The organism is Marinomonas sp. NPDC078689, from assembly GCF_044542435.1.
Classification (GTDB): Bacteria; Pseudomonadota; Gammaproteobacteria; order Pseudomonadales; family Marinomonadaceae; genus Marinomonas; species Marinomonas arenicola.
In genome coordinates this window covers 88,664-105,800 of the sequence record NZ_JBITUJ010000007.1, presented here as the reverse complement: position 1 = coordinate 105,800, position 17,137 = coordinate 88,664, and the positions used below count along the sequence as shown (strand labels likewise).

Annotated in this window: 15 protein-coding genes; 7 read left to right on the top strand and 8 right to left on the bottom strand. The window is 46.3% G+C overall.

From position 1 onward, the window contains the following. Positions 1-43 precede the first annotated feature (43 nt). The 3 genes from ACIGBN_RS12420 to ACIGBN_RS12410 all read right to left on the bottom strand — a co-directional run bounded on the left by ACIGBN_RS12420 (position 44) and on the right by ACIGBN_RS12410 (position 3,048). Positions 44-1,360 (bottom strand): TRAP transporter large permease subunit, encoded by a 1,317-nt coding sequence (locus tag ACIGBN_RS12420; RefSeq protein WP_133002517.1) that lies wholly within the window; start codon positions 1,358-1,360, stop codon positions 44-46. After that, positions 1,353-1,910, bottom strand: coding sequence for a TRAP transporter small permease subunit (locus tag ACIGBN_RS12415; protein ID WP_133002518.1), 558 nt, complete (start codon positions 1,908-1,910; stop codon positions 1,353-1,355). The genes ACIGBN_RS12420 and ACIGBN_RS12415 overlap by 8 nt, the downstream gene beginning before the upstream one ends. A gap of 121 nt (positions 1,911-2,031) precedes the next feature. Continuing rightward, positions 2,032-3,048, bottom strand: a complete 1,017-nt coding sequence (locus tag ACIGBN_RS12410) for a TRAP transporter substrate-binding protein (RefSeq protein WP_133002519.1) — start codon at positions 3,046-3,048, stop codon at positions 2,032-2,034. Between the two features lie 300 nt (positions 3,049-3,348). On the opposite strand from ACIGBN_RS12410, the gene ACIGBN_RS12405 reads away from it, so the two are divergent. From ACIGBN_RS12405 to ACIGBN_RS12375, 7 genes are all read left to right on the top strand, one after another. After that, complete coding sequence (locus ACIGBN_RS12405) at positions 3,349-6,312, top strand: EAL domain-containing protein (RefSeq protein WP_396665779.1); 2,964 nt, start codon at positions 3,349-3,351, stop codon at positions 6,310-6,312. Positions 6,313-6,387: 75 nt separating this feature from the next. After that, positions 6,388-8,373 (top strand): biofilm regulation protein phosphatase SiaA, encoded by a 1,986-nt coding sequence (siaA, locus tag ACIGBN_RS12400; RefSeq protein WP_396665777.1) that lies wholly within the window; start codon positions 6,388-6,390, stop codon positions 8,371-8,373. 25 nt (positions 8,374-8,398) lie between these two features. After that, positions 8,399-8,935: a biofilm regulation protein kinase SiaB gene (gene siaB, locus ACIGBN_RS12395; protein ID WP_396665775.1), complete on the top strand. Its 537-nt coding sequence runs from the start codon at positions 8,399-8,401 to the stop codon at positions 8,933-8,935. A gap of 8 nt (positions 8,936-8,943) precedes the next feature. Continuing rightward, positions 8,944-9,318: a biofilm regulation phosphoprotein SiaC gene (gene siaC, locus ACIGBN_RS12390; protein ID WP_396665773.1), complete on the top strand. Its 375-nt coding sequence runs from the start codon at positions 8,944-8,946 to the stop codon at positions 9,316-9,318. After that, a complete protein-coding gene (gene siaD / locus ACIGBN_RS12385) occupies positions 9,318-10,100 on the top strand; it encodes a biofilm regulation diguanylate cyclase SiaD (RefSeq protein WP_133002524.1) in 783 nt (260 codons plus the stop codon). Before siaC ends, siaD begins: the two co-directional genes overlap by 1 nt. A 157-nt stretch (positions 10,101-10,257) precedes the next feature. Further along, positions 10,258-12,135, top strand: coding sequence for a DUF294 nucleotidyltransferase-like domain-containing protein (locus ACIGBN_RS12380; RefSeq protein WP_396665770.1), 1,878 nt, complete (start codon positions 10,258-10,260; stop codon positions 12,133-12,135). A gap of 47 nt (positions 12,136-12,182) precedes the next feature. Next, positions 12,183-12,812, top strand: coding sequence for a 3'-5' exonuclease (locus tag ACIGBN_RS12375; RefSeq protein ID WP_396665768.1), 630 nt, complete (start codon positions 12,183-12,185; stop codon positions 12,810-12,812). Here the strand turns inward: ACIGBN_RS12375 and ACIGBN_RS12370 are convergent. The 5 genes from ACIGBN_RS12370 to ACIGBN_RS12350 all read right to left on the bottom strand — a co-directional run bounded on the left by ACIGBN_RS12370 (position 12,802) and on the right by ACIGBN_RS12350 (position 17,103). Further along, the gene (locus tag ACIGBN_RS12370) at positions 12,802-13,233 is read right to left on the bottom strand and encodes an organic hydroperoxide resistance protein (RefSeq protein ID WP_133002527.1); all 432 of its coding nucleotides are present in this window, start codon (positions 13,231-13,233) and stop codon (positions 12,802-12,804) included. The two genes, ACIGBN_RS12375 and ACIGBN_RS12370, sit on opposite strands and share 11 nt — an antisense overlap. Before the next feature lie 107 nt (positions 13,234-13,340). After that, a complete protein-coding gene (locus ACIGBN_RS12365) occupies positions 13,341-13,775 on the bottom strand; it encodes a MarR family winged helix-turn-helix transcriptional regulator (RefSeq protein WP_133002528.1) in 435 nt (144 codons plus the stop codon). A gap of 154 nt (positions 13,776-13,929) precedes the next feature. Then, positions 13,930-14,733 carry a UDP-2,3-diacylglucosamine diphosphatase gene (locus tag ACIGBN_RS12360; protein WP_133002529.1) on the bottom strand — a complete coding sequence of 268 codons (804 nt, stop codon included), beginning with the start codon at positions 14,731-14,733 and terminating at the stop codon, positions 13,930-13,932. Positions 14,734-14,811: 78 nt separating this feature from the next. Further along, positions 14,812-16,587 carry a bifunctional diguanylate cyclase/phosphodiesterase gene (locus tag ACIGBN_RS12355; RefSeq protein WP_396665765.1) on the bottom strand — a complete coding sequence of 592 codons (1,776 nt, stop codon included), beginning with the start codon at positions 16,585-16,587 and terminating at the stop codon, positions 14,812-14,814. Positions 16,588-16,920: 333 nt separating this feature from the next. After that, positions 16,921-17,103, bottom strand: a complete 183-nt coding sequence (locus ACIGBN_RS12350) for a hypothetical protein (protein WP_396665763.1) — start codon at positions 17,101-17,103, stop codon at positions 16,921-16,923. Positions 17,104-17,137 lie beyond the last annotated feature (34 nt).

Below are 17,137 nucleotides of genomic sequence, written 5' to 3'. Positions count from 1 at the left end.
GTACGTTCAAAAAGCCGTGTTGAACGGCATGACCTAGGGTTAATTATTTCCACCACAAAGCCAGCTGAGGGAAGAAGACAACCAGTGCTAATACCAGAATTTGTAAGCCGATAAAGGGCAACAAAGAACTGAAGATTTCGCCTAGGCTAATGTCTTTAGGGGCTACGGATTTTAGGTAAAACGCAGCAGGACCAAACGGTGGGGATAAGAATGATACTTGCATGTTCAAACAGAAGACCACGCCGAACCACACAGGATCTAGTCCTAAGTTCATGATAATAGGGACAAAAATAGGCATGGTGAGCAAGGCAACGCCCACCCAGTCAAGAAACATGCCGAGCACAAATAGCACCAACATCATGATCAAAACGGTGCCCATTACGCTGCCGCCGCTTAAGGCCAAAATGGTTGTTTCGACAAAGTCGATGCCGCCCATCAGGTTATAAACGCCTACCAACGCGGTGGCACCAATACCGATCCAAATAATCATGCCACAGGTGCTCATAGTGGCTTTGGCGCTTTCTTTTAGCATGGAGAAGCTCATTTCACCGCGAATCACCGCGCTGATCATGATTCCTACCACCCCTAATGCAGACGCTTCGGTCACAGACGCCACACCGGTGTAAATACTGCCCAACACGACAGCCACAGACAGTAGCGGGAAGAACAAGGCCTTGAAATAGTTGACGTTGGCATCTTCTGCGAGCTCTTCTTCCGTAGGAAGCGGCGCGTACTCAGGGTGCAAACGACAAATAATCAACACATACGCCATGTAGGCAAAAGCGAGCAACAGCGCAGGAAGAAAGGCGGCTTTAAACAGTTCGCCGATCGAAACACTGGCGGTTAAACCATAGATGATCAGGACAATACTGGGTGGCAACATGGTGCCTAACGCACCACCAGCACAGGTGGTACCAATTGCCAGCTTACGGTTGTAGCCAAGGCGGAGCATCTGCGGCAAAGCAAGAATGCCCAGCAGCACGGTTTCGCCACCAATCACACCAGACATAGACGCCAATACAATGGCCACTAATAAGGTTTGAACCGCAACGCCACCACGTAGCTTTCTACCGAATACCTTCATCGCGTCAAATAAGTCGCGGGCGATACCGGAACGATCGAGCAAGGCGGCCATCAGAACAAACATGGGCACAGCCAAGAACACATAACTGCCGACAAAACTGTATAAGCGGCTGGTAACCAGAGGCAATGCCCCTACACCAAACCAACCAATAGCAAAAAACATGGCAACGAGTAGGGTAACAAACGCGAGTTGCATGCCGGTTAGCAATAAGAAAATCATTGAACCGAGCATTAATAGGCTGCCATAGCCTATTCCTAGGGAGGATAAATCAAACATTTTTATGCTTCCTTAGGCCATTAATCTCTTGAATAAGGTGTAAGAAAAATTGCGCAAACATCAGACAAATTGTCAGAAAAATAGTGCCTTTTACTAAGGCTGGAAAAGCGGGATTCCACGCAGAACCAGAGGTTTCTAAATACCATCCACCAAGTGGTGATAACCAAGAGTCATGTACCATCTGAAATGACGCCCAAATAAGCAAACTGGTAAATACCAATCCCAGAATATGGTGGAAGACATTTAAATAGCGACGAGCAGTGTCGGAAACAATGTCGTAAATCAGTACCACGCGAACGTGTTTATTTGTCGCCATGGCATAACTTCCGCCATAGACAAATAAGCAGCCGCCGATAAACGACGCCGTTTCATGCACCCAAATGGTTGGAGAGTCGAATAGATAGCGCATTAATACTTCATAAAAAGAAATACCAACGGTAAAAATAAACAACAGACTTAAGATATTGCCCAACCCATGAATAACGTGATCTAAGCCGTTACGAGGTTGTTCAGAAGGGTCTATTTCTGGGTGAATTATTTCGGGTTTCATAGCAGTGGTCCAATGTAAAGTTGAGACAGAAAATCTCTTCTTCGCGAGGCTAATAAACGAGGTTTAAGAGAATGAGATAGAACAACGCAAAGGCGCTGTTCTATCTATGAAAATCGGCAGATTATAGAAGGCCGTTTTCTTCTAGGTAAGTAGTGATAGAGTCGTACACTTTTTGTGCATTTGGTGAGCGTTTAGCAAACTCTTTCCACTGTACACGAGCAATAGCACGGAACTTCTTACGTTCTTCTGGAGACCAGTTATGAATGGTGATCTTCGGGTTGGCTTTAGCCACCTTCACAGCGGCTTCATCTGCGATGCGCAATTGCGTGGTGATGTCTTCTGCAAAATCACGAACAGAAACGGTTAGAATCGCTTGAATGTCGGCAGGCAATTTGTCCCATTTTTTCTTGCTCATAGAGATATCAATCAATGGCAAAGAATGGAAGCCTGGGTACACAGGGTGCGTTGCAATGTCGTTCATGCCGGCTTTCTGGTTTGTCGAGAAAACAGTGTAATCAGCGGCATCAATAACGCCTTTGCTTAAGCCCGTAAAGACTTCAGAACCTGGTAAGTTTACCGGCGCGGCACCCGCAGCGGCGAAGACTTGCTGAACAAGGCCTTCAGGCGCTCGAATTTTTAGGCCTTTTAGATCCGCAACACTGTCTAGAGGGACTCGAGATACTAAGGCTTCAACACCAGTCGTTGAGCCACCAATGAATTTCACGCCGTAAGGAGCGTAAAGTTCATTCATCAACTCGTAACCACCGCCGTAGTTAATGTACTGTAGAAGTTGCTGAGTATTGGACCAAGCGCCGACGGTATTACCAATCAGTCCGAACGCTGGATCTTTACCTGAGAAGTAACTTGTTGCGGTGATTTGGCCGTCCAAGATGCCCATTTTAATGCCATCTAGGGTTTCGGTGTGTTTGAACACACTGCCAACAGGAAGCAAATCAATGTGCACGCGACCGCCAGTCATGGTTTCAACGCGTTTTACCCATTCCTGCTGAATCTGGTAATTTTTATCACCCGATGGGTCTGAGGACTGGAATTTAAATTTGTAGTCTGCCGCGAATGCGGAAGTAGACAAAACCCCTGCTAGAGCAACAGAGGTCAGTGTGGTCATTAACTTGCTCATAAGATCGCTTCCCGATGTTTATTGTTTTTGGAAAATGGATTGCTAATACCAGTATTTGTTACCGGTAACTTAAGAGTCGTATGTTACCGGTAACTTTTGGTCTTGGTCAAGTTCGATATCTTTATTTTTATTGGTTTTTTCATAATGGATTGATATCTAAAGATATCTTTTTTGCGTTTCTTTGCTCTATGTCTGTAAAGCCATGTGAGAGCCTCGATTAATAAAGGGGTGTGTAGTAGCATGTAAGCTTTATTTTGACTTCAGAATTTAAATGTATTCTTCATAGGTTGGCTGGTAATAATGCATCGAATATTTCATACACTATTGGCTCGACCGAAACGCGCTGGTGTCGCCGTTTTTGTCCTTGTGTTGCTTGTATTTGGTTTCGCAACGACAAAAATTTTGCACCAGCAACTACAAACAAAGAAATCTGTGGCGCTCTCTCTAGCGCAAAGTCATGTTTTATTATTAAAAACCGCACTCGATAAAAATTTGTCTGCAAATTATGCCCTGGCAGCGGTGGCCGCTAGAGAGCATGAAAGAACGGATTGGTTCCCTTCCTTCGCAGCAAACCTGCAAAAAGATTATCCAGATGTATCCAGCTTCGCGCTTTCCCCTGATGGCATTGTGCGTCAGGTTTTTCCTTTTGAAGAGAATAAATCCGCATTAGGTTTTGATCAGTTAACAGACTTAGAGCAAGGAAAAGAAACACTACAGGCGAAAGAAGACGGAAAGCTCACTCTTGCCGGTCCTATGGACTTGATTCAAGGTGGCGAAGGGGTGATTGGACGCTTGCCTGTTTACTTGCCGCAATACGATGACAGTGAACCGGTTTTTTGGGGGTTTACCAATGTCGTTATTCGCCTTGAAGACTTGTTGCGTTATGTGAATTTCACCGACCTGGATAACGGCGGTTTTAACTACCAACTGACGAAGTTACAGGAAGAGCGAAGTGAATCGGCTGTTGTGATTGCCTCTTCAAAACAAGCCGTCAGTAACGATCATATCGCGGTGACAATCGCGGTGCCGAATGGGCGTTGGCAGTTAATGTTGTCACCACAAGGTCATTGGCTGTCTCCCTGGGTTGTGATTGGTGACTTTCTCATTGTGTTGCTGATGAGCCTCTTGTTTGGGCGGCTGGTGTTTGTGGCATTGAAAATGCGCGAAGGAAAAGTGAACCTTGAGGAGCTTATCGGACAACGCACCGCACAACTAAGTACTTCTAACTTGCGTATGAAAGCGATTTTATCCGCATTGCCCGATTCCTTTTATGAAGCCGATGAGAGTGGTGTCGTAACGTCTTACCATTCACCGAGAATGGATGCTTGGTATCAAAAAACGGACTGGCCGATAGGCAAGCATTTTAGTGAGTTGTTAGGAGAAGAGTCGACCGCAATTTTTAAGAAAGTGATGGAGCAAGCGAAAAAAGAGGGCTATGCCAATGGCCAAGAATACTACTATGACTTTGGTGAGCATCGTCGATGGTTTGAGATCTCCATGACTTACACTGGTGACAATGAAGGCGGAAACGGCTTTTACATTTTATTGTCGCGAGAAATTACTGAGCGCAAATCGGTAGAATCTGAGTTGCGTATCGCGGCAACCGCCTTCCAAACTCAAGATGGTATTTTGATTTCAGATGCGGACAACAAGATTATTCGCGTCAACTCAGCTTTTGAAGCCATTACGGGTTATAAAGAATCCGAAGTGATTGGAGCTCTACCGAGTGTGATCAGTTCCGGCCGTCACCCTAAATCGTTTTATCGGGAAATGTTTCAACGCATTAAAGAAAACGACAGCTGGGAAGGGGAGGTTTGGAATCGTCGTAAAAATGGCGAAATTTTCCCTGAGTGGCTAAGCATTTCCATCGTAAAAGATGACGAAGGCGTGCTGACTCATTATGTCGCGACCTTTAAAGATATCTCTGAGAGCAAAGCCAATGAGCGCCGTATTAATCAGCTTAATTATTACGACAGCTTAACGCGTTTACCAAACCGTCGTATGTTGACAGAAGAAATTGATTATCTGCTGACTCATATTGACCTTAAGTGCCGTCGTAGTGCGGTTTTGTTTATCGATTTAGATCACTTTAAAGATGTGAACGATTTAAAAGGTCACCATTTAGGGGATCTTCTGCTACAGCAAGTGGCTTCTCGTTTGATGGACGCTACTCGCTCAGGTGATTCTGTGGCGCGCTTTAGTGGCGATGAGTTTGTGGTGATTTTAGAAGATGTGGACATCTCGTTAAATCCAGATCGCATTGCTTACCGCGCCAAACATGTTGCGAATAAAATAATGACGTCGTTAGGGCAGCCTTTCGAGTTAAATGAACAGCCTTATTCGATGACGGCGAGTATTGGTATCGCCATCTTTGGCCAAGACGCCATCGGCAGTGATGAAATTATTAAGCAAGCTGAAATGGCGATGTATGAAGCCAAAGGCTTGGGCCGTAATCATGTGTGTTTTTATGCTCCTCAAATGCATGAGAAAATTCTTGAACGAGTCACGCTAGACAGTAGCTTCAGATTGGCTTTGCAGCGCAATGAATTTGTTTTACATTTTCAGCCACAATGGAATAGCGAGCGGAAAATGATCGGTGTTGAAGCGCTAGTGCGCTGGATTCACCCAGAAAAAGGCATGATACCGCCAGGTGTTTTTATTCCATTCGCAGAAGAATCTAAACTGATTTTACCGCTCGGACGCTGGGTAATGCAGAGCGCGATGGCGCAACTGGCCAGCTGGCAAAAAACCACTCAATGGAGTGATCTTGTCATGTCGATCAATGTCAGTGTGTTGCAATTTACCACGGTAGATTTTGTCTCTGAAGTGGAAGATGCCTTGACGCAGACGGGCGTCAATCCTGCGCAGATACAGTTAGAATTGACGGAGAGCATGCTGGTACGAGATCAGTTAGATATTATCCAAAAAATGCAGGCACTGAAAAAACTTGGTGTTCTGATTTCGTTGGATGATTTTGGTACAGGCTACTCTTCTTTGTCTTATTTGCAGCAGTTGCCGATTGATCAACTAAAAATAGACCAATCCTTCACCCGTGCGATAGAAGAAAGCGATAAACAAGCTTCGTTGGCGGCGTCGATCATAGGTTTGGGGCACAATTTAGGCATGGAAGTGATTGCCGAAGGGGTTGAGACGCAAGCCCAATTTGACTGGCTGAAGAATCACGGATGTGATCTTTACCAAGGATTTTTGTTAGGGCGCCCACAACCGAGCAATGAGTTTGTTATAACGGAAGATACGAACTAATTGGCATTATTTGTCGAATACTATGACTTGTTTAGAACGTATTAACGTTTAACTTATTGGTAAGGTTTTTTCTGTATGGCTCGTTGGGGATTACGTGGTAAATCATTGTTTGCATTGGCTGTTACCTGCTTTCTAGCCCTGTTGTTTACGACATTTATGGGCTGGCTTCTATTAAAAGAAGGTAAGCTGTATTCGGCTAAAAATTACGCCAAAAGTTTTACCGAACTGAACTATCAAAAAATTCTAACCCCTATTTCTCGCGAGTTAGCTTTGGCGGAGCGGTTTGCGGACACTTCGACGGTTCGAGAGTGGATGCAAGACCCGACTAACAGTGAAAAACAAGCGGCGTTTATTGAAGACGCAAAAGGCTTCTTAGGGGTATTTCAGGATCATTCGATGTTTTTCGTTACCGATGCGACGAAAGACTATTATTTTGCCGATGCCAATAACCCTTTTAGCATGACGCCAAAATACCGGATATCCCACGCGAATCCTCGTGACGATTGGTATTTCCATACGCGTCAGCAGTTAGCGCCCTTTAATATTAATGTTGATGAAGATGAACACTTAAAAGTCACCAAAATTTGGGTCAACTACCTAGTCAAAAACAAAGGTGTTTTTGTCGGTTTGGCTGGCACGGGCTTTGATTTAAGCCATTTTTTGGATGAGTATACCAGCACACCTGTGGCCGGCGTTCACCCCTTTATTATTAATGCCAATGGCGGGATTGAGGCTCATCAAGACAAGGATTTAATCGCCTTTGATACCTTGGATGGCGATTACGGTGCCCGTTCGATTTTTGCCTTACTAGACGATAATGCGTCTAAACAAAAGGTAAAACAGGCCATGGAAAAAGCCCGAGGCCTGGACGCCAATGTTGTTTCTGTCATGGTGCAGCAAAAGGGAACGCAGCAGTTGATGTCCTTTATGTACTTCCCATTGCTGGATTGGTATGTGGTGACCAACGTTGACTTGAACAATGTCAATTTGTTGAACATGAAGGTGTTGCTGCCGACGGCCAGTGTGTTTGTTATATTGTTGATCTTGTTGCTCGCTGTTTTTGGCTTCGCGGTCGAGCGTTTGGTTATTTCTCCGATTCGTCATTTGCAATCTTCGGCAAAAGCAATGGAGGGCGGCTCTTACGATGTCAGTTTGCCGGTAACGGGCAATGATGAAATTGGCGATCTCAGTCGAACCTTTAACAATATGGCGAAACAGGTTAGAAACCACACGGAAGAATTAGAACGTAAGGTCACTGAGCGAACCACTCAACTGCAAGCTACCCATCAAGAAATGGCCGAAGCCCATCGGAAAATTGGCGCGTCCATTGACTATGCAAGCTTGATTCAAAAGGCGATTTTACCCGACCGACAAATGAAACAATTCTTGGGTGAACACCATAGTGTGGTGTGGCGTCCTAGGGATGTGGTTGGCGGTGATTTCTATGTTTTTAAACACTCTGATGACGGTTGTTTATTAGGCATTGTTGATTGTGCTGGTCATGGTGTGCCGGGGGCTTTGATGACCATGCTAATGCGCGCGGCGATCGACCATGCCACCACGGAAGTCGGCATTCAAGACCCAGCCGCTTTATTGCATTCTATTGATAGCACCTTGCGTTCCATGTTGAATGAAGACGCCAGTGGTGATCGAGTGGCCACAAACGCAGATGTCGGATTGGTTTATATTTCGAAAGATAACAAGAATATGCGATTTGCTGGTGCTAAGATTGGCTTGTATGCTAGCAATGGTGAAGACGTCGTGAAGTTTAAGCCGTCGCGTCGAGCGCTAGGAGACAGACGCCTAGGTGAGTATGTAAATGTGGACTTGCCAGTATCGGGTTGGACTTACTATATGACCACCGATGGCTTCTTGGACCAAGCCGGCGGAGAGAAAAAATTCGGTTTTGGGAATCGTCGCTTCGAGTCCTTATTACAAGAGAATGCGGAGCTACCATTGAATGACCAAGCTTCCGCATTTGTAGAGGCATTAAAAACGTACATGGGCGATCAGCCGCAACGAGACGACATCACTTTATTGTCTTTTCGCTTTGATCAATAACCCAGTCGATCATGGGGAATAAGCTATGCCAACACCGGACCTTTATGGTTTAAGAGAGCGCTTTGAAAAAGATAAGATATTGCTGTGCTTTAATGGACCAATATCGCGAAGTTTGATTGAAGAGATCGGCAATGCGCTGAAAAACTATTTACAATCTGAACAGCTTCCGCCAGCGTCCGCGATGGATGTGTTTGCCGCGTACATTGAACTAACGCAAAACATTCGACATTATGCCATCGAGTCTCAGCTAGCAGGGGCGGACACCGCTACTGTGATCGTGAGTCACAGCGAAGGTTGCTATAGCGTGGCAGCCGGTAATATTGTGCGTATAAACGACGGTGCTGCCCTGGTAAAACGCATTGAGTTATTTGCGACAATGGATAAGGTTGAGTTAAAAGCAGCGTATAAAACTCAGCTACGCCAGCCTCGAGATCCCAAAGCCACCACAGGTGCAGGGTTAGGGTTGATCGACATGGCTCGAAAATCGACCAAGCCAATGGAAGCGACATTAAAGCCCATTGACGATGAAACTGCCTATTTCAGCTTAAGTATACAAATCTGAGACACACTATGAATGAGTTATTAATTAACAGTACCCAGTCTTCACCTGAAATCCGTGGGGATTGGGAAAATGGTATTCTGTACATGAAGGGCGATTCGTACCCTGAGAATTCCTATGAACTGTATAACGATGTGGTGGCTTGGGTTAGCCGCTTTTTGAAAGAAACATCGTCTCCTTTGACCCTAGAATTGACCTTGGTTTATCTTAATACCAGCAGCATCAAAGTGATGATGGATATTTTTGATGAAATGGAAGAGATGTATCAAGCGGATCGGCAGGTGTCGGTAAAGTGGTTCTACGACGAAGAAAATGAGCGGGTGGCTGAACTCGCAGAAGAATTTAAAGAAGACTGTTCTTTTCCTTTTGACATCATAGGTGGGTAATGAAGATTGATTTTTCGGCCTTAGAAGAGGAAGTTCAGCGTATTCTGGACACCCCTGAATACGACGATCACCCAGCCCGTGATGCTTTAGGTCGATTATGGGAAATGAATCTTAACCAATGGAATCGAGTCGAACGTATTACCCGTTTATCGGATTCATACCAAGATATGATGATGAAGCGAGAAAAAAGCCTCAGCGCTCGCTTTGATAAGCATTTGCGTCAATTGGAAAAAATCACTCGAATTTCCGACCATTACCAACGCGTGTTAAAACAAGTGAACAGTGAGCTTGAACAAACGGCCCTGATTGACCCTTTGACCGAGTTACCAAATCGTCGAATGATGATGAAACGCTTATCTACGGAATTCGAGCGTGACGAGCGTGATAAAGTCTATTGTGTTGCTATGGTGGACGTGGATCATTTTAAATTAGTGAACGACGAATACGGACACCAGGTGGGCGACGATGTGTTAGTGGCACTGGGCAAAGCCATGCCTGCTGTCATCGCACAAGAAGGCTACATTGGGCGTTGGGGCGGCGAAGAGTTTTTGGTATTGCTGCCAGGGAAAAGTCGCCAGCAAGCGCAACAATTGATGGAGGCAATGCGTCTTGCCATCGCTGAGCTAGAGCTTGATTTTGATGGTAAACGATTGACGACAAGCGTCAGTATCGGCCTGAGCGAGCATCGTCAAGGAGACACCATAGACTCCTTACTAACACGGGCGGATGATGCACTTTACGCCGCCAAATCCCTCGGTCGCAATCAGGTAACCGTCGATTGAGATAAGCGCCAGTGACACGCTTATTATCCTTTTACTGGTGCCTTCTTGCAGGTGCCAGTTTTGCTATTCCTTCCCTAGACATTAGTCTAGATGGCGTTTGATTGTCGCTGAAAAAGGCGCATTATGTTGTTAACTCGAGACTAAGAGCATAATAACAATGGCAGCCATCGACGTTTCAGAAGTACAAAAGTTCATTTTAAGCACTCCTCCTTTCTCTAATCTTTCTACTGCGCAAGTGACGACACTGCTCACCGGCATAAGTATTTCCTATGTGCGCCAAGGGCAGACATTAACGCTGGAAGGGGAGGCCGCTACCTTGCACCTGATCCGTCGTGGGGCGTGTGAAATACGCACACCCAAAGGCGCGCTGGTTGATCAAATTGCCGATGGCGAGTGTTTTGGGGTATCAAGTGTGTTGGCTCAAAACCCAGACGGTTTGGAAATCGTGGCGATGGAAGACAGTCTCGTTTACCGGTTTGATAAAGCCTCTTTTCTGACCGTGATCGCACAAAGCGACGCCTTTGCGCTGTTTTTCAAACACACTCGACACCATAGATCGCGCAAATTATTACGCACCCAATCAGGCGATATTAATACGCCAGCGTTGCAGCTCTCAACGCCCATCGAACAAGTGATGACGCGCCAGCTTATTCAAGCGATTCCCGAAGAAACCGTGCAAGTAGCGGCGGCGCGCATGACCGAGGCGCGCGTCAGCTCGATTCTTATTGTTGAAGGTAAAGAGAAGAAGCAACGCCTAGTTGGCATAGTGACAGACCGGGATCTTCGTTCTCGAGTGCTGGCGTTGGGTATCACGGCCGATTTATCGCTGGCTGAGGTCATGACCGGCGAGCCAGCGACCTTATTACCAGACTCTCTGGTGATGCAGGCGCAAACCTTAATGAGCGAACACAATATTCACCATTTGCCAGTGGTTTCTGCCGAAGGCCTTCCGGTCGGTATGGTGACGGCGGCGGATTTATTGCGCCACCAAGAGTTGAGCCCCATTTTATTGATTAACCAGATTCATCGGCAGGCCAGTGTCGACAGCCTTGCACGGGTGTGCAAGCAATGGCCTATTTTGATTGTGAATCTGATTTTAACGGACATGAAACCGGCGGACATTGGCAAGGTATTGGCCGCAGTGAGTGACAATCTGACCCGCCGCTTGATTGAATTAGCCATTAAGACGCTCGGGAAGCCGCCGATGGCGTTTCAGTTCTTGGTGTTTGGTTCTCAAGCGCGAAGCGATCAGTCATTAGGCAGTGACCAAGACAATGGCTTGATGCTGTCGAGAGCGCCAACGCAAACGGAAGAAGAGTACTTTGCGGCCTTGGCCTCCTTTGTCTGCGAAGGTTTGGGGGAATGTGGTATTCGCTTGTGCCCTGGGAACATTATGGCAAGCAACCCAGACTGGCGGATGACGGCGGCACAGTGGCGTCAGGTATTTTCTAATTGGGTAACCAGCGCTGCCCCTAGCGCGTTACTGAACGCGAGTATTTTCTTTGATATTCGTTGTGTGTATGGGGATGACGAATCGGTGGCGAATTTGATCACCGAAGTGCAAAAAGACGTCGCTAAGAACAGTCTGTTTTTGGCTTCTTTAACGCGCAGTGCTCTCGCTTCAAAACCGCCGCTGGGTTTCTTCCGTCATTTTTTATTAGAGTCTTCTGGTGAGCATAAACACCAGCTGGATCTGAAACATCAGGGCTTGGCGCTGATCAATGATATTGCGCGTTTATATGGGTTGGCGTGCCGCACGTATCGAGTGGGTACGATTGAGCGGTTAGAGCAAGCGATTCGTGAGAAGTTGATTACTCCCGACACCGCCCGCAACTTAATCGACGCCTGGGACGAACTCAATGGCTTGCGCCTTGATGCCCAGCGCCGGCATTGGCAGTCATCTGGTAAGGCCAGCGCTTACCTCGATCCGAGTGTGCTGAGCCCTTTAGAGCGCAAACATTTGAAGGCGACATTCGCCACGATTAAAGACGCTCAAGAGATTGTTCTACAGCGTTTTGCGAGAGGATATGCTTAGTGCTTGGCTGTTTGATAACAAGGTATAAAAGGTGGCGGCGCGATAAGTTGAGCGAAAAACGGCCATGGCAAGAGTGGGAATATTTGGTATTAGACATTGAAACCAGTGGGCTGGATGCCAAGCGAGATCACATTGTTAGTATTGGATGGGTGTTGATCAAACAGGGTCAGATTCAGTTGGATTCGGCGCAGCATCTCTTGTTAGATGGCGCACAAGTGGACGCCAGTGTGGGCATTCATTTGATCACAGATGGCGACCTAGAAGACCGTGGTCGTCGTGAAGAAAGCGTGATCCGTTATCTGCGTTTGCTGTTACGTGACAAGGTCTTAGTGATGCACCATTCACCGTTAGAACTTGGTTTCTTAAGGAGTTGGTGGCGCCAACTGAAGCAGCCTTCGTTGTCCATAAGTTGGTTGGATACGCTGGCGATAGAAAGAACAAAGGCAGCACGCAGCAGTCAACCAATACAAGAAGGAGGCTTTCGTTTAGCGCCTTGTCGAATGCGTTATGGGCTACCGGAATACCAAGGGCATGATGCGTTAACCGATGCCTTGGCGACGGCGGAGTTATTACTTGCGCAAGTCGCTTATCAAGGCAAAGGTTGTCGCTTACATGACTTGCTCCAAATGGGCGGCGGTCATGTCATCTTGGGATCAAAGCAAACGCTTAAACGTTAACGCTAAGAGTGACTTCAATGTTGTTGCGCGTGGCGTTTGAGTAAGGGCAAACTTGGTGTGCATCGTCGACCAGTTTTTCCGCCACGGCTTTGTCTAGCCCTGGTACGTTGATAACTAGGTCCGCTGCGATACCAAAACCGTGCTCAATTGGCCCAATGCTGACAGACGCGTCAATGTTGGTGTCTGCAGGCAGCGTGACTTTTTGTTGCGAAGCAACCAGTTGTAACGCGCCAATAAAACAGGCTGAATACCCTGCGGCAAAAAGCTGCTCAGGGTTGGTGCCATTACCACCAGCACCGCCTAACGCTTTTGGTGTGCTTAGGGTGACCTGTAATGCGCCATCATCAGAGTGAGATTCACCAGTACGACCACCGGTTGATTTTGCTCGAGCGGTATAAAGAACATCATTTAATGCTGTCATTGCTGTCTCCTAATCTTGTATTTATATTGTCTACTATTAAATAGCGCGCTATATAATAATCAAAAAATAAGAACTTAATCACATCAGCACAGTTAACGGCTATACCATTAAGAGTGGGTGAGTAAGTTCTGTCGCAGTGCTTCTATGGCTGTTTTGGTCTTCGCCAGCTCATCCAACGAAAGGTCTGAAGCACAGACCGCTTGTTGAATAATGCCTTCTACTTTGGCTTCTAAAGCTTCCCCTTGCTGAGTTAACTCAATGATGACATGACGTTCATCATCCTTCGCACGGTGCCTTGTGACTAAGCCAGCTGTTTCCATTCTTTTCAGTAATGGCGTTAAGGTGGCTGAGTCCAGATAGAGCTGTTCTCCAATGGTAGAAACGGAGCAGGATCTATGTTGCCAAAGTACAATTAAAACCAGGTATTGTGGGTAAGTGATGCCTAAGGGCTTGAGTAGTTTCCGGTATAACTTGTTCATCGCCAACGACGTTGAGTACAAGGAGAAACACAAAAGCTCGTTCAATTTTGGAACGCCTGTCATGGCGGACTTACCTCTAAACTCTGGATTCGTAGATAATAGATAGTGCGCTATTTAATTGCAATACTATCTATTCTGCTTCCTTGCTTTTTGATTTCTTGCTCCTATTTTTGTGCGGTTATCAGGCTAACGTGCTTACTTCTTCAGTTATTGTTCTCTAGCTACGAGAAGGGCTTGGATTAAATGCCCATTCCTCATCCGTCGGTTCGGACGCCAGGTGCTTGGGATTTTCAGACCAGTGAATCAAGTTAAGCTGACCGCTGGCTGATTCCGTGAGCGCCGTGCAATGTTCTACCCAGTCGCCGTCGTTACAATAGAGGGTCGCGTCTTTAAGGCGAAACGAGGCGTAGTGAATATGGCCGCAGATATAACCATCCAGATGATGGTTTTTGGCAGATTTTAGGGCCGCTGTCTCAAAGCGCTCAATAAACTCTTTGGCTTTATTGATATGGGTTTTCAAGTATCCGGCCAGCGACCAATAAGGCAAACCGATTAAACGACGCATGCCATTAATCCATTGGTTAAGCGAGAGCATCAGGCCGTGTGCTCGGTCGCCAATGGCTAACATCAGCGGGCTGATTTTGATCATCTGATCAAACTCATCGCCGTGACTGACATGGAAGGTTCGGCCATCTGCCGTGATGTGTTTGGCGTTTAGGCGAATGTCGATGCCGGATAAGGTTTGTCCCGCAAACTGTCTAAAGAAGGCGTCGTGATTGCCTGGAATGTAAATCACCTTGGTGCCTGAGCGCGCCATGCTGAGGATCTGTTCAACGATCTGAGTGTGCGTATCAATAAAATTGGCACGACTCTTCATTTCTTGTAAGTCGATGATGTCTCCGACTAAGTACAAGGTTTGTGTGGAGATTTTCTGCAGAAAATCCAACAAGTGGTTTGCTTGGCAAGCCTTAGTACCTAAGTGAACATCTGAGATGAAAACCGATCGAAACGTCGTTTGCATAAAAGTCTCCTGAGCGCCATGTTCTTCTAAGATAAGCTGGCTTCATGACAAATATATGAGCGTGAGATGACGGTTCTGTCACATAGCGATACTGGGGGTGAAATAGGTATTTTGATAAGGCTGAAGGTAAAGGTAATTGCCGCCTTTTTGCTTTGCGGATTTCTTGGCTTGCGCCGCTAGCTCGGCGACGAGATGGTGGTTGTCACATTCATCAGGGTTTGGGTTCACCACCCCAATAGCGAGGCTTAAAATGGGGTGAAATACCGTCTCGCCTTGTCGGCTTTGCGTCCAGACACCGCCTTCTTGGAGAGTTTCTTGTGTGTAGAAATGACGAACTTCTTGAGCAAACCTAGCCAAGATAGCGCGACATTGCTGTTCCCAATTTGGCGAGCGAAAAATGGCGACAAAATCATCGCCGCCGATATGGCCGATAAAGTTACCATCAGGACTCACTTCATATTTAATAAGGTTGCCGACCAATTGAATAATAGCGTCCCCTTTGGAGTAACCAAAGTAGTCGTTAAAAGGTTTGAAATCATTGAGATCGAAATAGGCCACATAGAAGTCTTCTTTGGCTTTTAAACGCAGGCTGACTTCTTTGTGGATTGGCACATTCCCAGGCAACAAGGTGAGCGGGTTCGAGTAGGTCGCATTTTGTATTTTGAGTTCGGTAATGCGCTTGAGCAGATCGCGTAAATGCCCTGTACCAATAAATTTACCTTCTCGAACAATGATGATTTCGTTGTTGAGTGTATTGGCTTCTTGGTTGGTGACGAGCTCAGACACAGTCGCCAGACTAACGCCGCTTTCAACGATCAGCACATCTTCACTAAGTAAGGTGATGGCAGGTTTGTATTCGTATAAAGCGCGGCCATAGGTGGTCGAAAATAACTCATGCAACTGATAGCGTCGGACAACGCCGATGGGCTCATCTGCCTTGTTTAGAACCGGAATAGCGAACACGTCAGGGTGCTCGGTAAAAAGCAGAGACACGCTGTTTAAAGGGCTGTCGGCATAAACGTTAGGCGTGGCTCTTGATAAGGTTTGTACTGTTTCTGCATGGTCAATGTTGAAGGCAGCACGACGTTGGGCGTGTTTCTCCAAATACGCGTTAGGTTGTGATGAGGGTTTTTCTACCGGTCGAGCGAGAAAGAAACCTTGGCCGAATGTGACCCCCATTTCGATGAGCTGGTCCAACTCCTGCTGTGTTTCTATGCCTTCGGCAATCAATTTGCAATCTAAGCGTTGGGCAATGGTAATGATGGAGCGAACAAACTCACGCTTGATTTCGTCTTTATCAATGTCATGAATGAAATGCTTGTCGATTTTGACAATGTCAGGCTGCAATTCTGACCATAATCTAAGGCCTGAATACCCCACACCAAGATCGTCAATGGCGACTTGGAAGCCCATTTTTCGATAATGCTCGACACTGGTTCTCGACAATCCATTATGGTCGTAAGGATGCTGTTCAGAAAGCTCAATAATGATGTCTTTTTGGTTGAGGCCAAGGTCATTAAGAATATTGAGCGTCATGCCTTTTTGATGGTAAGGCGAGCTTAATAGAGACGCGCTCACGTTCAGAAATAAGCGTCCTGGCAGCGCCAGTTTGGCAAAACGAGTCAGTGCTCGCTCGCGACAAAGCAGCTCAAGTTCGTGCAGTCGATGCTCTTCAGTGGCCAAGGTAAACAGAGCGTCAGGGGTGAACAAAGGCGTGTTTTCAGGGCCTCGAGAGAGGGCTTCATTGCCGTAAATTGCACCAGATGATAAATCATAGATGGGCTGAAAAAGCGGCGTAATTAAGCCGTCATTTAAAATCTTATCCAGTAAAATTTTGTTCTCGTTCGTGCTCATCGTCGTCTTAACACTTCATCAGCTTGTTGATGCACATCAGTTTATGTCGTATTTATGACCGTTTGATGACGGTCTGTCGGGCACGAGTCGGTGGAACACAGTGAGCGCCATAGGCTGTCACAGAACGGGGTAATAACGCATTAAAATAGGGTGTGTTGTTTTTGAAAAGCAGAGCGAGAAATAGGGTAGGAAAAGAGTTCTACTAAGAGGGGGGTTGAACCCGTAACCAGATCGGTATTTTTATTCTTACCTTACGATCGGGAACGTGGGTCGTTTAGTCTTCATTACGGTTGTTGATAACAACGGCAATCGACTAGTCGGTGACGCGAATGATTAGTGTGCTGTGTGGCCTTGAACTGAACGATTAGGGATCAAGCTAACAACTACTTTTTTAATGCCAGAAACCACTTTTTTGAACGCTAGAGAAAGGTAAACACGGCGCATTTCGTAGGCTTTTTCTACGTAGTAATCAGTGTCTAAGTTACCTAGGTTGTCGTATTTGTAATCAGTTTTCATCGTTTATCTCCTAAATAAAAATCGTGTTTTGTTT

Excerpts from the sequence above, each read along its gene's own strand:
- ACIGBN_RS12420 (WP_133002517.1), bottom strand. The coding sequence starts at position 1,360 with ATGTTTGATTTATCCTCCCTAGGAATAGGCTATGGCAGCCTATTAATG.
- ACIGBN_RS12415 (WP_133002518.1), bottom strand. The coding sequence starts at position 1,910 with ATGAAACCCGAAATAATTCACCCAGAAATAGACCCTTCTGAACAACCT.
- ACIGBN_RS12410 (WP_133002519.1), bottom strand. The coding sequence starts at position 3,048 with ATGAGCAAGTTAATGACCACACTGACCTCTGTTGCTCTAGCAGGGGTT.
- ACIGBN_RS12405 (WP_396665779.1), top strand. The coding sequence starts at position 3,349 with ATGCATCGAATATTTCATACACTATTGGCTCGACCGAAACGCGCTGGT.
- siaA (WP_396665777.1), top strand. The coding sequence starts at position 6,388 with ATGGCTCGTTGGGGATTACGTGGTAAATCATTGTTTGCATTGGCTGTT.
- siaB (WP_396665775.1), top strand. The coding sequence starts at position 8,399 with ATGCCAACACCGGACCTTTATGGTTTAAGAGAGCGCTTTGAAAAAGAT.
- siaC (WP_396665773.1), top strand. The coding sequence starts at position 8,944 with ATGAATGAGTTATTAATTAACAGTACCCAGTCTTCACCTGAAATCCGT.
- siaD (WP_133002524.1), top strand. The coding sequence starts at position 9,318 with ATGAAGATTGATTTTTCGGCCTTAGAAGAGGAAGTTCAGCGTATTCTG.
- ACIGBN_RS12380 (WP_396665770.1), top strand. The coding sequence starts at position 10,258 with ATGGCAGCCATCGACGTTTCAGAAGTACAAAAGTTCATTTTAAGCACT.
- ACIGBN_RS12370 (WP_133002527.1), bottom strand. The coding sequence starts at position 13,233 with ATGACAGCATTAAATGATGTTCTTTATACCGCTCGAGCAAAATCAACC.
- ACIGBN_RS12365 (WP_133002528.1), bottom strand. The coding sequence starts at position 13,775 with ATGACAGGCGTTCCAAAATTGAACGAGCTTTTGTGTTTCTCCTTGTAC.
- ACIGBN_RS12360 (WP_133002529.1), bottom strand. The coding sequence starts at position 14,733 with ATGCAAACGACGTTTCGATCGGTTTTCATCTCAGATGTTCACTTAGGT.
- ACIGBN_RS12355 (WP_396665765.1), bottom strand. The coding sequence starts at position 16,587 with ATGAGCACGAACGAGAACAAAATTTTACTGGATAAGATTTTAAATGAC.
- ACIGBN_RS12350 (WP_396665763.1), bottom strand. The coding sequence starts at position 17,103 with ATGAAAACTGATTACAAATACGACAACCTAGGTAACTTAGACACTGAT.